This window comes from Mesorhizobium calcicola (assembly GCF_042682105.1).
GTDB lineage: Bacteria > Pseudomonadota > Alphaproteobacteria > Rhizobiales > Rhizobiaceae > Mesorhizobium > Mesorhizobium calcicola.
This window is the reverse complement of the sequence record NZ_JBHUGY010000032.1, coordinates 41,645-55,696: the sequence shown is the minus strand read 5'-3', so window position 1 is coordinate 55,696 and position 14,052 is coordinate 41,645. Positions and strand designations below refer to the sequence as shown.

Here is a 14,052-nt window from a genome sequence, read left to right as displayed (position 1 = left end):
GATGATGTTTGGCTCTTCCGGCTATTTCTCGCCCGGAAGCAAGGAGTTTTCCATGAAACGCCTTCGAACTGAAAACGCCGACCTCGATGCGGCGGATATGAAGATCCTGCGCCTTCTGGAAAAGGACGCACGCATCAGCACGGCGGAGCTTGCACGCTCGGTCGGCCTGTCGGCGCCGAGTGTCGCCGAGCGCATCAAGCGGCTGCAGGAAAGCGGCGTGATCGAGGCCTATTCGGTCAGGATCAACCCCGCCGCACTTGGCCTGCCGCTGTCGGCATGGCTGCGCATCCGTCCGGTGCCGGGGCAACTGGCCGTGGTGGCCGAGATCATCCGCGAGCTGCCGGAGATCGCGCAATGCGACCGTGTGACCGGCGAGGACTGTTTCATCGCGCTGGCGCATGTCGGCTCGGTGGCCGAGCTCGAACGGGTGATCGACCGCATCATTCCCTATGCGATGACCAACACGGCGATCATCCAGTCGTCACCTGTGGTGGCGCGCTCGCCGCTGGCGGCAGTCAAGCGCCATACTTGAGGGCAAGGGGACTTGAGGGCAAGGGGTCGTCGATTCGAAGATCTTAAGCGTGGCCGCGCTTCAAACGCGCCTGCTTCAGGATAGCGCGCCAGCGGATCATGTCGAACGGGATCGGCTCGTTGCTGTTGGCGATGTGGAAGATCTCGTTGTTGACGTTCTTGAGCGAGCGCCAGAAATCATAGTCGGTGATGCGCGGATCGGCGGCCAGCCTGTCCACTTCGACTTTGATGTCGGTTTTCATGCACGTCCCCCGAACCGGCTTATGCCCCGCCGCCCGTGTCGCTACTTCGATGCGGATCGTTTTTCGACCGACCCGCTGAGTCGCGCAACGGCTCAAATGGCTTGTTCCCGTTAAAACCTCGGTAAGGTTAACGCGGGCGGTCGAGGGCTTCAAGCGGTCTTGCGGCGAATCCCGATCGAACGGCCGGCGCGCTCCGGCATCGGCAGCGCCGAATGGGCGGCGCGCATGGCTTCGACCTTGGCAAGCACATCGGCGGGGAAGGGCGCCACCTTCGGCCCGGACATGTCGACATGCAGCGAAAGCGATTCGGAGGTGGCGGCGAGCCAGCCGTCGACGTGGCGGATTTCCTGGTAGACACGCAGCCGCTTGTCGTCATGGTCGATCAACTGGAAGGTGACCGTCACCTTGTGCTCGAGATGCAGCTCCTGCACGTAGCAGACATGGACTTCCGCCGTGTAGATGGTGAGGCGGCGGTCCCTTGCGTAGTTCGGCCCCATGCCCATCGCCTCGAAGGCGTCGTCCGAGCAGCGGTCGAACAGCACGTTGTAATAGGCCATGTTGAGATGGCCGTTGTAGTCGATCCAGTCCTTTTCGATGTCCATGGGTTGGGAGACGAAGGGGGCGGGAATGGGCATCGAAAGGTCCTTGTTCTGGTCTGGACAGAGCGTGGTCGGTGAGACTACGCATCCATAGATGCATAACAAGGGTGGGCGCTGGTCCATTCGCGGAGGAATTCATGGCTCTGAGCGACCTCAATCCGGTCGAACGCAACGAAGAGGGCATCGCGGCCGTGCTCGGCATCCTCAAGCAGCGGCTCGGCGAGCGCTTCCAGACCGGCCAGGCCATCCGCTCGCAGCACGCCCACACCACCACCTATATCCCGACGCAGGCGCCCGATGGCGTCGCCTTCCCGGAGACGACGGCCGAGGTGCAGGAGATCGTGCGCGCCTGCGCCGCGCACCGGGTGCCGGTCATCGCCTTCGGCGTCGGCTCATCGCTGGAAGGCCACACCAATGCGCCGGGCGGCGGCATCTCGGTCGATACGTCGCGGATGAACCGCATCCTGGCGGTCAATCCGCAGGATCTCGACTGCACGGTCGAACCCGGCGTCACCCGCGAGGATCTGAACCGGCATCTGCGCGACACCGGCCTGTTCTTCCCAATCGACCCGGGTGCCAATGCCTCGCTCGGCGGCATGGCGGCGACGCGGGCATCGGGCACCAACGCGGTGCGCTATGGCACGATGCGCGAGAATGTGCTGTCGCTGACCGCCGTCATGGCCGACGGCGAGACGGTGACGACCGGCAAGCGCGCGAAAAAGAGCTCGGCCGGCTACGATCTGACGCGGCTGCTGGTAGGCTCGGAAGGCACGCTCGGCATCATCACGTCGCTGACCTTGAAGCTGCAAGGCATCCCGCAAGCGATCTCCGGCGGCGTCTGCCCGTTTCCGAGCGTCGAGGCGGCCTGCAACGCGGTCATCGCGACGATACAGATGGGCATTCCGGTGGCGCGCATCGAACTGGTCAACGCGCTGCAGATGCGGGCGATGAAGAATTATTCGAAGCTCGACTATCCCGAGAGCCCGTGCCTGTTCGTCGAGTTCCATGGCAGCGATGCCGGCGTGGCCGAGCAGGCCGAGACCTTCGGCATGATCGCCGAGGAGAATGGTGGCGGGACATTCCTGTGGACCAGCGTCGCCGAGGAACGGACCAAGCTGTGGAAGGCCAGGCACGACGCCTACTGGTCGTCGCTGACGCTGCGGCCGGGTGCCAAGGGGCTGTCGACCGACGTCTGCGTGCCGATCTCGCGCTTTGCCGAATGCGTCACCGAAACCGAAGCCGACATCGCCGAGATGGGCCTGATCGCGCCGATCGTCGGCCATGCCGGCGACGGCAATTTTCACGTGCTGGTGCTGATGGACGTCGATGACCCCAAAGAGATCGCGCTGTCGGAAAAATTCGTCGCCCGGCTCAACATGCGGGCGATCGCCATGGACGGTACCTGCACCGGCGAGCATGGCATCGGCCAGGGCAAGATCGGTTTCATGCGCAGCGAACTCGGCCATGGCGTCGACATCATGCGGACCATCAAGCAGGCGCTCGACCCGCAAAACATCATGAATCCCGGCAAGATATTGCCGGGCGGCGACCACTAGATGTCGATTGCCGAGACCTTGCTGCCGATCGAGGTGCCGCTGTTGTCCGCCGGCGCGCCGCTGCCTCATGTGTTTGCGGATGAAGGCAGGTTGCTCGTCGCCTACCTCGCCAATGCTCCAGATACATCTTTCGATGGCACGAAACCGCGCTCGGTTTCGCCGCTGACAGGCAACCAGTCAGTCGCCATCCTGGCGGCAGAGCCTTACCTGGCATTTCAGTTCGGCCCGCCGAATGACGAGGCCGTCAGTGGCCATCGTCTCTATCAGTCGGGCTTGCGGGCCTACGAGGCATTTGAGGTCTGCAACTCGTCGTGGATAGCCTCCCTGGAAAAGGCAAATCGGGTTCATTCGTCCCATACAGCCGAACTGTTTTCAGACTATCGGCATTTCATCTTGACGTTCCACGATTCGACGCTGGAGTTCATCGCCAAGAGTTTCTCGACAAGCCTTCGCAAGGGAGCGGTTTTGACGGCGCTGATGGAGGCCGCCGGAGAGGGCGCCTGACCTCTCTAGGCGGAGGTCTCGCAAGCTCGTCATGCGCGATACTTAGGCCCGGCCTAGTGAAGACAACCCGAACGCGTCAGGACAAAAGCGTCGTCTTGACCGCGCCACCATTCGGGTCGAGGCTCCTTCCGCGGTAAGCCTGACAAGGCAGGCGTTGCCAGCGGAGGAGAACTGTCATGGCCATTTCACGCAAGGAAGAAGCGCGTGCGCTGAGCGCCGATGAAAAGGAACGGGTTGAGAAATCGCACCATCCGGCGGTGCAGGAGCTTTCCGACGCCGACCTTTCCGGACTGGTCAAGCTGCTTCGCGGGCGGCGCGACAAGGCGCAGGCCGAAGCACATCGCCGCCGCCGTGAAATACGCGGCAAGGGCGCGCCCAAGGGCGCTGCGCCGTCAAAGGCCGATGGCGGTTCGCAGGTCAAGCTGGCGGTGCTGGCGATGGCGATGCGGCGGCTGAATGGTGAGGCTGAACGGCGGCGCCAGTTGGCGGCTCGCGTTTCGCTCGTCGGGAATGCACGCAAGGCGCTGGCGATGAAGCAAAGTGCGCCGGCGGATGGTCCCGCGCACAATTCACGCACGGCTCACAAAGGCATGCGGGCCGTCGCCAACAAGCGGGCGCCGAAGCTGGTCCGGCCGGCGGAACTCGGCCGGCAGCGCAAGGCGGGCAAGGTGGCGCAAGCCAAGCGCGACGCACGCTGATCCCAGCGACAAGGGCTGTCGGCAGTCGCTTTACCGTGCTGCGGGAAGCTGCTGCCGCGCGCCCTCGACAAGGGCCTGCAGCATCGGGCGGGTCGGCGCGAAGAATGTCGTGCCGGTCTGTGGTGTCGAGACATCGAGCAGGCGGTCGTAGGCGCCCGGCGGATCGCCGACATACATCCGCTGCAGCATCTTCTCGGTGACCCACAGATACCTGGAATAGCCGATGAAATAAGTGCCGAACTCATTCTGCCCGGGCCTTCCGAACGGCATGTTGTCGCGCAAAATGTCATATTCGTTGCCATCGGCATCCTCGATGGTGGCCAGCGACTTGTGAGATTTGCGCGGCGCGTCGTCATCAACGATTTCGATGTTGTCGATCTTGGTGCGACCGATGATCTCTTCCTGGAGAGGCGTTGGCGTTCGCGCCCATGCATTGAGATCGTGCAGATACTTCTGGACGACGACATAGCTGCCGCCGGCAAAGTCGGCATCCTCATCGCCGACGAGCGCCGCGGCGGGCAGATCGAGGCCGGTCGGGTTGGCCGTGCCATCGACAAAGCCGAGCAGGTCACGCGCATCGAAATAGCGGAAGCCCGAAACTTCGTCGACGACCGTCACGCCGTCACCAAGACTGTCGAGCAGAATACGCTCGAATTCGAAGCACATGTCGGTTCGTTCGGACCTGATGTGGAACAGAAGGTCGCCCGCCGTCGACGGGGCCGAATGAACCGCTCCCTTGATCGGTGCAAATGGCTTCAGTTCCTGCGGCCGCCGGTCCGGAGAGAGACGATCCCAGAGATCGCGGCCGATGCCGGCAATGCACGACAGGCGGCCGGAAAGGTCGCGGAATCCGACAGTCTTGACGAGATCATCAAGGCCGCCGAGCACCGAGGCGACCTTGGCGAGAGCGCTCTCTCCGCTGGCGACGGTGACGACAAGAAAGACCGCCGCCGACGACAGTGGAGCATCGACGCTCTGTGCATCGATCGGCACGCGATCCCAGTTCTTGCCCGACATCCGAAAAATCTCCCCTTTTGTGGGATTTATTTCAGATCACCCGAAATCACGCAACGGCGGATGAGACATCGCGCAACACTGAATGAATTGCCTCTTTATCGACACGCGGATGCGGGTAGAGTGCGGCAGAATTTCAATCAACCCGTTCGGAGCTGATGCTCGCACGCCTGTTCGTGATCTTCGGTGGCCTGTTTGTGCTGGTGCTGTGTGCGGCGCTGGTGGTGCCGTATTTTATCGACTGGACCGGCTACCGCGCCGAGTTCGAGCGCGAAGCCAGCGCCATTCTCGGCCGCAAGGTGACCGTGCAGGGCGATGCCACGGCGCGGCTGTTGCCGTTCCCCTCGGTGACCTTCTCGGATGTCGCCGTCGCCGGTGGCCCGAATGGCCAGCCGGCAATGACCGTCGAGACGTTTTCGATGGATGCGGAACTGGCGCCCTTCCTGCGTGGCGAGGTGCTGATCTTCGATATGCGGCTGGTGCGGCCGAGAGCGACCATCGACATCGCCAACAACGGCACGGTCGACTGGGCGATGCGGCCGTCCTCGCCCTTCGACCTCAACCAGATCTCGATCGAAAAGCTGACGGTGACGGAAGGGCAGATCAAACTGCGCCATGCCGCGGGCGGACGCAGCCATCTCATCTCCGAGATCAATTCGACCATCTCGGCCAAGTCGCTGGCAGGCCCATGGCGCATGGACGGCACGCTGCGGCTGGACGGTCTTCACACAACGGTCGCTGCGTCCACCGGCAAGGCCGAAGGCACCGGGCAGATGCGGTTTCGGTTGAAGGCCGATCCCGATGCCTATCCGCTGGTCATCGAGACCGACGGCAATGCCGGCATCGTCAACGGTGCAGCCGTCTACTCCGGCCAGTTCAAGATTTCCGGCGCGGACAAGAACAGCGCCGAGTTGCGCGGCAACGACGGCGAGACGGTGAAGGTCAGCGCCGGCAAGCCCGATCCGGGCTTTCGGCTGAACGGCAAGTTTTCGCTCGATCACCAGAAGCTCGGTGTCGACGAATTCCGCTTCGAGACCGGACCGCTCGACAATCCCTACACCGCCGATGGCAAGGCCTCGGTCGATCTCGGACTGAAGCCGCGTTTCGCCATCGAGGCCAGTGGCGCGCAGGTGCAGTTCGACGAGGCGGTGGGTGCCGCAGCCGGCGCAGGCGCGACACTGGATCAGCGCATCGCGGCGCTCGAGCAAGCGTTGCACGAGCTGCCGAAGCCGACCATACCCGGCACCGTCGAGGTCAAGCTGCCAGCGGTGGTCGCCGGCGATACCACGGTGCGCGACGTTCACCTTTCCGCCGAACCGACCGATGGCGGCTGGTCGGTGAAATCGCTCGCCGCGACACTGCCCGGCCGCACCACGCTGGAAGCCGATGGCATGCTCAGCGTCGAGGATCATTTCGGCTTCACCGGCTCGCTGCTGCTGGCCGTGGCGCAACCTTCCGGCTTTGCCGCATGGCTGTCGAAGGATGTCGACGAGGCGATCCGCCGTCTGCCCGCCGCCGGCTTCAAGGCCAAGGTCGATCTCTCCGAAAAGCGCCAGGCGTTCAGCGATCTCGAACTGATCCTGGGCAAGGCGAAATTTTCCGGCCGCATCGATTCCAGCCAGCCTGACGACGCCAAGCCGTCGGTGCTGATGCGGCTCGAAGGCGGCGAACTCGATGTCGACGGGCTGGCGGCTTTCGCCTCGATCTTCGTCAGCGACAAGGGTGCCAACCGCTTTGCCGACCGCGACCTCGATTTCCAGATCAAGGCCGGGCCGGTCAGCGCCGGCGGCCTGACCGCCGACGCGGTCGACACGGCGCTCAGGCTGCGCGACGGGCTGCTTGAAATCGACCGGTTGTCATTGGGCGGGCTGGCCGGCGCCTCGATCAGCGCCACCGGCCGGATCAAGGATTTTCCAGCGAGCCCGACCGGCAAGCTCGATGCATCGGTGGTTGCCGTCGATCTCAAGCCGTTGATCGACGTTGCCGCCCAGCACTATCCCGACAATGCCGTGCTGAAGGGGCTGGCAAGCCGCGCTGCTGCCTATCCGGAGCTGTTCCAGGACGCGCGCGTCGACCTTGTGGCAAGTGCCGCCGACAATGGCGATGGCACCACGGGGCTGGCGGTGAGCGGACAAGGCAAAGCCGGCGGCTCGGCCTTTTCGGCGTCGCTGTCAGGGAAGGGGGCTGCGGACAAGCTTCTCGAAGCGCCGGTGGCGATGACCTTCAACGCCAAGAACCCCGACGCCACCGCGCTGCTGGCGCTCTACGGCCTGCCGGCGCTGCCGCTCGGCATGCTGGGCGAGGCAAGCACGGACATCCAGGCCAAGGGCACGCTTGGCGGCGGCCTGGCGACGACCTTCAGCCTTGCCGGCGAGGACTTCAAAGCCAGTTTTGAAGGGACGATCGCCGATACGCCGCAGGGCCCCGCCGCCAAGGGCAAGCTCAGCCTCGATGCCGCCGACATCGAGCCGTGGCTGATGACGACCGGCATCGGCCTGCCGGGCATGGGGGCGGGCATGTCGGCGTCGCTCACGGCGCAAGGCGACTACGGCAATGGCCTGCTGGTGCTGGGCGATCTCAGCGGCGCCCTCAACGAGGCGGCGGTGTCGGGCGACGTAAATGTCGACGTCAAGGACGGCGTGCCTTATCTGGCTGGCGCGCTGGCGCTTGACGAACTCGACCTCGATCCGATGGCGGTGGCGCTGTTCGGCGATTCCGCTTTCCTTGCCAATAAGAGTGTGGGCGACAAGAGTGGCTGGCCGGCCGCTCCATTCAGCCAGAAATCGAGCCTGCCGTTCACCGCCGATCTCGACCTGACGACGGCGGCACTCGCCGTCGGCCCGTTCGCCACCGCCTATGACGCCGGCTTTTCGCTCAAGCTCGACCAGGAAGGCATCCGGGTTTCGGACCTCAAGGCGAAATTCCTCAACGGTGGGCTGACCGGCCTGTTCGAACTGAAGAACAATGACGGCACCGGGCTTTTCACCGGCCAGATGAAACTGGCCGGCGCCGATCTGGCGGCCGTTCTGCCGGATGCCGGAATCAGCGGCAATGGCGATTTCTCGACGGCGCTGTCGACAAGCGGCAAGTCGGTCGACGGGATGGTGGCCGCCTTGTCCGGTTCCGGCACGGCGACGCTGAAGAGCTTGCAGGTCGCCGGCGTCAATCCCGATGCCTTCAATGCGTTCCTCGCCAAGGCCGATGCGATCGGGCGTGACATCGATGCGGCCAAGACCGCCGGCTTCGCGCCGCAGATCGCCGCCGACGGCAGCTTTGTCGCTAACGATACCGACATCGCCTTCACGGTTGCCGGCGGCACGGTGCGGGCACCGCCGATCAGCCTCGAGACTCCGGCGGCGACCTTGTCCGCCGACATCACGGCAGACCTCAGCACAACCATGGTTTCCGCCAAGGGAGCGATCACCTATCGGCCCGGCGACGAGGCGCTGGTCGGCTCCGAGCCGGTCATGAATTTCACCGCCGAGGGACCGTTCGGCGCCGTGAAACGGCAGTTCGACAGCGAGCCGCTGGCGCAGTTCCTGACCCAGCGAGCGCTGGAAAGGGAACAGCAGCGCGTCGAGGCGATGCAGGCGACGCTGCTCGAAAAGCAGCGGCTGCGGCGCGAGGTGCGCTACTACGCGGCGCTGCAGGAGGCGCGCGACAAGGCCGCCGAGGAACTGCGCCAACAGGAGGAAGCGGCGCGGCTGAAAGCCGAGGCCGACGCCAGGGCAAGGGCCGAAGCGGAGGCGCAGGCCCAGGCTGAAGCGGAAGCACAGGCGAAAGCCGATGCCGACGCAAAGGCCAAGGCGGATGCGCAGGCCGCGGCCGAGCAGCAGGCCGCCGACGAGGCGGCCAAGGCGCAAGCCGAAGAGCAGGAGCGGCAGAAGGCGGAAGAGGCAATGCGCATCGCCTCGCAGGAAAAGGCAAGGCTCGAGGCCGAACGCAAGGCCGCGCAGCAGGCCCCGAGGGTGGAGCGTGCGCCGCTGCCGGAGGCCAACGACAATCCGCCGCCGGCCAGGCCTAAGTCCAATCCGTTCACCATCGACAATCTGCTGAAGTCGCTGCAGTAGGCAGTAGGCAGTAGGCAGTAGGCAGTAGGCAGTAGGGGGAGACCTTCCCGTTGCTCAATCCGAAGGGGCATTCGTTTCAAAGAAGGGATATCTCGGCGCTGTCGGCGACGTAGCGAGCGTGACGGAAATCGCGAATGGCGGCGAGCCTGCCTTCCTGCCATCCCAGCAGCACGAAGTAGGAAGGCCGCGCCGCCGGGTTGTTGGGATCGCAGACAAGGACTGCCGGCCTGTCTTCGACGAAGCCCGGCACGAAACGCCAATCCTGGACACTCGAATAATTGTGGAAGTAGGTGCCCACTTGCCTGCGACCATTCAGCCGCGCCCTGGCCACCAGCTCCAGCCGCACCTCGTCCGCCAGCATGTCGCGCACCGCGTCGAAATCGCGGGCGTTGAAGCGATCGATGTAGGCGTCGAGGAGCAGGCGTTCTGACGCACTCAGCCTGGGGGAAGGGCGCTCCTCGGGTTCATCGGCGAGCTGGCGCAGCCGGCCGCGGCCGCGATGCAGCGCCGCCTTGATAGCCGGGATGCTGGTGTCGAGCATGGTGCTGATCTCCTGCAGCGAATAGCCCAGGACGTCCATCATGATGACGCTGCTTCGCTGCGCCACCGGAAGGCGCATGAAGGTGTGCAGGCCGGCGGCCGCGGCCTGGCGGTCGACGGTGGGGTTGGCCGGGTCGACGATCATATCCGGATCCTCATCGGAAAAGGCTCTTTCGCGGGTTCGCCGGCGCAGAAAGTCGAGCGCCGCATTGTGGGCGATGCGAAACAGCCAACCCTCCGGATTCGCTATCGGGCCGGTGTTGGGCAGAGCTTCGAACGCCTTGGCCAGGGCTTCCTGCAGCACGTCTTCGCCGTCGATGACCGAGCCCGTCATACGGGCGCAATAGCGGTGCAGCTTGGGGCGCAATTCCCCGAACAGGCGATCGAAAGGCTCGCGGGCCTCACCAGGAATGGGAATGTTCATGCTCCTTCCCGTGATGTCGTCCGCACTTACCGGTCCAGCATGCGATAGCTGCCCACCACGCTCATTTCCTCGCGTTGTGGACGTTCAATGCAACGATCCCTGACGCCGTTTTGAAATGCCTCGAATGCGGCCAGCCCGGTAATGATGTCCGCATGGGCATCGGTCGCCGTCTCGACCAAATGGACGAATGTCCCGTCGCCGGACCGCAATGTCATATAGCGTACGCCCTCCGGCGATTTGTCGCGCAACTCCTCGAAAACGGCCTTGATCAGCCGCTCGTTCTCGTCGGCCCGCTCCGGTTTCGTCTTGTAGCGTATCAGATGACGTTTCATCTCTGCTCTTCCTCTCGTTGCCCTGCGCCTCTTGAGCCTCTCATCACCGAGACGTTGCGAAGAGGCCAAAGGATGCGGGGCGCTGTGAAAATATCGGCGTCATCACGCGCAACCCCCGGAGGTGTCACTCACGGCCCCGATCGAGCAGGCGCCGCAGCATGGGTTCGATGCGCGAGAGCTCGTCGAGATGCGCGGCCGACAGCTCGGCCAGACAATCGTCGGCGCGCTCGGTCAGCCGCAGCAGCACGCGGCGGTGGTCGTCCTTGTCCTGATCCCGCGCGACCAGTCCCGCCTCGCCGAGGCGGTTGACCAGCTCGACGGCGCTATGGTGGCGGATGCGCAGGCGCTCCGCCAGATCGCCGACCGTCACCGGCCCGCCATCCGGATATCCCTTGATCGCCAGCAGCGCCTGGTGCTGGCGCGGCGTCAGCCCGGCGTCTTCGGCCTGCAACTGGCTGAATTCGAGGAAGCGGCGGATCAGGTAGCGGAACTCGGACAGCCGCTGGTAGTCGGCCTGGCTGATGGCGGGACGGGGTTTCTGCGGCTGCGTCATATCGGACATTTGTTCCATTCCGGCGAAAGCTCAAATCGATTTCAAGCAAAACCGGCTTGAATTTTTATATCGTGTTACGATACATAGCCAGCCGACAATCCCCGGCCGGTCGCTTCGACCTTGCCGCGGATCCGCGATGTGGCCCGACGCCAGGAAGCAAAACCACCATGAAGACCCATTCCGATCCCGGCCGTCTCAGGGATTTCACCACGGACGCCAGAGTGCTGCTTGTCGCCGCGATAGCGGTGGTGGTGGCGACGGCGGGGCTGTTTGCCGGCATCGCGCTTTTGAAGCTGATCCGGCTTGCCACCAACATCGCCTATTTCGGCCAGTTCTCGCTTGCCGACATGAAGCTGCAGGACACGCCGCTTGGGCTTGCCGCCGTCGTCGTTCCGGTCATCGGTGCGCTGATCATCGGCCTGATGGCGCGCTACGGCAGCGAGAAGATTCGCGGCCATGGCATTCCCGAGGCGATCGAGGCGATCCTGCTCGGGCGTTCAAGGCTCGACGCCAAGGTTGCGATCCTGAAGCCGCTGTCGTCGGCGATCTCGATCGGCTCCGGCGGACCGTTCGGCGCCGAGGGCCCGATCATCATGACGGGCGGCGCCATCGGCTCGCTAATCGCGCAGATGCTGCCGGTCAGCGACAACGAACGCAAGACGCTGCTGGTTGCGGGGGCGGCGGCCGGCATGACCACCGTGTTCGGAACGCCGATCGCCGCGATCATGCTGGCGGTCGAACTGCTGCTCTTCGAATGGACGCCGCGCAGCTTCATTCCCGTTGCGGTCGCGGCGATCATTGCCGAGGTCGAACGCACCATGCTGCTCATGCCGGGGCCGATCTTTCCGTTCCAGGGCACCATGGCGATTTCCTTCGTCGGCCTTTGCGGCTGGGTCCTGGTCGGTATCTGTGCCGGTCTGTTGTCAGGACTGCTGACGCAGATGGTCTATGCCTGTGAGGACGGCTTCCAGAAACTGCCCATCCACTGGATGTGGTGGCCGATGCTCGGCGGCCTGTTGGTCGGCATTGGCGGGCTGATCGAACCGCAGGCGCTCGGTGTCGGCTATGACAACATCGCCGACATGCTGGACGGCCGCACGATCGCCGCCGCCGCGCTGATGCTGCTCGTGGTCAAGGCCATCATCTGGTCGGTGGCACTGGGCTCGGGAACATCAGGAGGCGTGCTGGCGCCGCTGTTGATCATGGGCGGCGCGATGGGGGCGGTGCTGGCCGGAATTCTGCCCGCGGCGGACCCGGGCTTCTGGGCGCTGCTGGCAATGGCCGCCACCATGGGCGGCACGATGCGCGCGCCGCTGACGGCGACGTTCTTCGCCGTGGAATTGACCGGCAACACGCATGTGCTGGTGCCGCTGATCGCGGCCTGTGCCGCCGCGAATGCCGTCACCGTGCTGTTGATGAAGCGCTCGATCCTGACCGAGAAGATCGCCAGGCGAGGGCACCACCTCGTGCGCGAATATCGCGTCGATCCGTTTGCGCTGACCAGGGTGCGCGAAGTGATGACCTCGCAGGTCGAGAGCGTGCCGGCGACGATGACGCTCCACGGCGCGGCAGCCTTCCTGACCGCGCCGGAGACCAGGCATCCGAGCTTTCCGGTGATCGATGAGAGCAGGCAGGTGCTCGGCCTCATCGATCCGCCGGCGATCCTGCGCTGGCGCCGTGCCGGCAAGCACCGCACGACGACGCTCGGCGAATTGCTGGCCGGAAGCAAGGTGACGCTGGCCTATCCCGACGAATATCTGGAAGGCCTCTCCGACAAGCTGTTGATGGCCAACGTGTCGCATCTGCCCGTCGTCACCCGCGAAGGCCTGCAACTGGCCGGCTATGTCGGCTGGAAGGATCTGATGCGCGTGCGGTCGCGCAAACAGGCCGAGGAGCGCGAGCGCTCGACCTTGCTTGGCTTCGGCACCAGACGCAGGAAAAAGGCGGACGCGGCCGAGAGCGTCTAGGAACTTACCCCGCGCTTCGCCCACGCCAGCACATGCAGCCTGAGCGCCGAGGACAGGTTGGTGTCGCGGGGCCGCGTCTCGTCGACTTCGGCGACGAGAGCAGCGAGCGTCAGGGTTCTGGCCGCCGCGATGGCGACGAGATCGTCATAGAAGGGCTTTTCGAGGGAATAGCTGGTGCGATGGCCGCGAATGGTCACCGAGCGCTTTTCGACAACGCTCATTGATCGTCAGGTTGGCTGGGCTTGTCGCGGTGATGGCCCGCGACGAACCTTTCGCTCTTGTCGGCGATCAGGCGGTCGCGTTCCTTTTCGGCCTTGCTGCGGCCGTGCAAGGCGCGGTTCCGGCTGGCCATTTGTTCCTTGTCCGCCCGCGCTTTCTGTTTGCGGGCCTGACGAAGGTTGACGATGTCGGCCATGGTGCGAACCGTGGCCTATTTCTTGCGGAAGGCGTCGAGCGAGACCACTTCGGCGCCCTTGGTGGCGGCGTCGGCAGCAGCGGGCTTCTTTTCCGGCTCGGCGACGGCCTTCTTCTCAGCCTTCGGCTTTTTCTCGGAGGCGATGGTCAGCGGCTCGGGCGCGGGCTGGTCGGCCGGTTCCTCGACGGCCGCACCGTCCGTCTTGACGTCGAATTCGAGTTCGAAATTGACCGACGGATCATAGAAACCGCGCACGGCCGAGAACGGGATTTCGAGTTTCTCCGGCACGTCGGAGAACGACAGGCCGACCTCGAAGCCGGTGTCGGTCACCTTCAGGTCCCAGTACTGGAACTGGATGACGATGGTCATCTGCTCGGGATAACGCTCGCGCAGCCGCGACGACACGCGCACGCCCGGCGCGCCGGTCAGGAATGTGATGAAGAAGTGATGGTTGCCGGGGAGGCCGGTGCGCGCGACTTCGGCCAGGACCTTGCGCATGACGCCGCGCAACGCCTCCTGGGCCAGAATGTCGTAGCGGATGTGGTCGTCGGCCATGTTCCGGTCGGGTTCCGTTGAATCGTCCGCATAGCTGTAATCAAGCTTGAGG

At 64.5% G+C, this 14,052-nt stretch carries 15 protein-coding genes; 6 read left to right on the top strand and 9 right to left on the bottom strand.

The genetic code is table 11. The features are described 5' to 3' along the window. Window positions 1–52: 52 nt before the first annotated feature. Entirely contained in the window at window positions 53–532 is a 480-nt protein-coding gene (locus ACFSQT_RS21960) for an Lrp/AsnC family transcriptional regulator (protein ID WP_379022051.1), read from the top strand. Window positions 533–575: 43 nt separating this feature from the next. On the opposite strand, the gene ACFSQT_RS21955 is transcribed toward ACFSQT_RS21960, so the two are convergent. Further along, window positions 576–773 (bottom strand): hypothetical protein, encoded by a 198-nt coding sequence (locus tag ACFSQT_RS21955; protein ID WP_379022049.1) that lies wholly within the window; start codon window positions 771–773, stop codon window positions 576–578. Between the two features lie 149 nt (window positions 774–922). Beyond that, window positions 923–1,408, bottom strand: coding sequence for a thioesterase family protein (locus ACFSQT_RS21950; RefSeq protein ID WP_095087065.1), 486 nt, complete (start codon window positions 1,406–1,408; stop codon window positions 923–925). Between the two features lie 101 nt (window positions 1,409–1,509). Between ACFSQT_RS21950 and ACFSQT_RS21945 the strand changes: the two genes are divergently transcribed. The 3 genes from ACFSQT_RS21945 (at window position 1,510) to ACFSQT_RS21935 (ending at window position 4,130) form a co-directional block, all read left to right on the top strand. Next, window positions 1,510–2,928, top strand: a complete 1,419-nt coding sequence (locus ACFSQT_RS21945; protein ID WP_379022047.1) for an FAD-binding oxidoreductase — start codon at window positions 1,510–1,512, stop codon at window positions 2,926–2,928. 18 nt (window positions 2,929–2,946) lie between these two features. Further along, on the top strand, window positions 2,947–3,432 hold the full coding sequence (locus ACFSQT_RS21940) for a hypothetical protein (RefSeq protein ID WP_379022045.1): 486 nt from the start codon (window positions 2,947–2,949) through the stop codon (window positions 3,430–3,432). Window positions 3,433–3,608: 176 nt separating this feature from the next. Continuing rightward, window positions 3,609–4,130 (top strand): hypothetical protein, encoded by a 522-nt coding sequence (locus tag ACFSQT_RS21935; protein ID WP_379022043.1) that lies wholly within the window; start codon window positions 3,609–3,611, stop codon window positions 4,128–4,130. Between the two features lie 30 nt (window positions 4,131–4,160). Here ACFSQT_RS21935 and ACFSQT_RS21930 read toward each other — a convergent pair whose 3' ends face one another. Next, window positions 4,161–5,147: a Dyp-type peroxidase gene (locus tag ACFSQT_RS21930; RefSeq protein WP_379022041.1), complete on the bottom strand. Its 987-nt coding sequence runs from the start codon at window positions 5,145–5,147 to the stop codon at window positions 4,161–4,163. Between the two features lie 155 nt (window positions 5,148–5,302). On the opposite strand from ACFSQT_RS21930, the gene ACFSQT_RS21925 reads away from it, so the two are divergent. Continuing rightward, a complete protein-coding gene (locus ACFSQT_RS21925) occupies window positions 5,303–9,214 on the top strand; it encodes an AsmA family protein (RefSeq protein ID WP_379022039.1) in 3,912 nt (1,303 codons plus the stop codon). Between the two features lie 76 nt (window positions 9,215–9,290). Here ACFSQT_RS21925 and ACFSQT_RS21920 read toward each other — a convergent pair whose 3' ends face one another. The 3 genes from ACFSQT_RS21920 to ACFSQT_RS21910 form a co-directional block, all read right to left on the bottom strand. Further along, window positions 9,291–10,178: a sigma-70 family RNA polymerase sigma factor gene (locus ACFSQT_RS21920; protein ID WP_379022037.1), complete on the bottom strand. Its 888-nt coding sequence runs from the start codon at window positions 10,176–10,178 to the stop codon at window positions 9,291–9,293. 26 nt (window positions 10,179–10,204) lie between these two features. Then, window positions 10,205–10,510 (bottom strand): hypothetical protein, encoded by a 306-nt coding sequence (locus ACFSQT_RS21915; RefSeq protein ID WP_379022035.1) that lies wholly within the window; start codon window positions 10,508–10,510, stop codon window positions 10,205–10,207. 124 nt (window positions 10,511–10,634) lie between these two features. Further along, entirely contained in the window at window positions 10,635–11,072 is a 438-nt protein-coding gene (locus ACFSQT_RS21910) for a MarR family winged helix-turn-helix transcriptional regulator (RefSeq protein ID WP_379022033.1), read from the bottom strand. Between the two features lie 158 nt (window positions 11,073–11,230). Between ACFSQT_RS21910 and ACFSQT_RS21905 the strand changes: the two genes are divergently transcribed. Then, complete coding sequence (locus tag ACFSQT_RS21905) at window positions 11,231–13,030, top strand: chloride channel protein (RefSeq protein ID WP_379022031.1); 1,800 nt, start codon at window positions 11,231–11,233, stop codon at window positions 13,028–13,030. Here ACFSQT_RS21905 and ACFSQT_RS21900 read toward each other — a convergent pair. The 3 genes from ACFSQT_RS21900 to ACFSQT_RS21890 are packed head-to-tail and all read right to left on the bottom strand — an operon-like array spanning window position 13,027 to window position 14,000. Next, entirely contained in the window at window positions 13,027–13,251 is a 225-nt protein-coding gene (locus tag ACFSQT_RS21900; protein WP_379022029.1) for a ribbon-helix-helix domain-containing protein, read from the bottom strand. The two genes, ACFSQT_RS21905 and ACFSQT_RS21900, sit on opposite strands and share 4 nt — an antisense overlap. After that, entirely contained in the window at window positions 13,248–13,445 is a 198-nt protein-coding gene (locus ACFSQT_RS21895) for a DUF4169 family protein (RefSeq protein ID WP_379022027.1), read from the bottom strand. The genes ACFSQT_RS21900 and ACFSQT_RS21895 overlap by 4 nt, the downstream gene beginning before the upstream one ends. A gap of 15 nt (window positions 13,446–13,460) precedes the next feature. Further along, on the bottom strand, window positions 13,461–14,000 hold the full coding sequence (locus ACFSQT_RS21890; protein ID WP_379022025.1) for an SspB family protein: 540 nt from the start codon (window positions 13,998–14,000) through the stop codon (window positions 13,461–13,463). Between the last annotated feature and the right edge of the window lie 52 nt (window positions 14,001–14,052).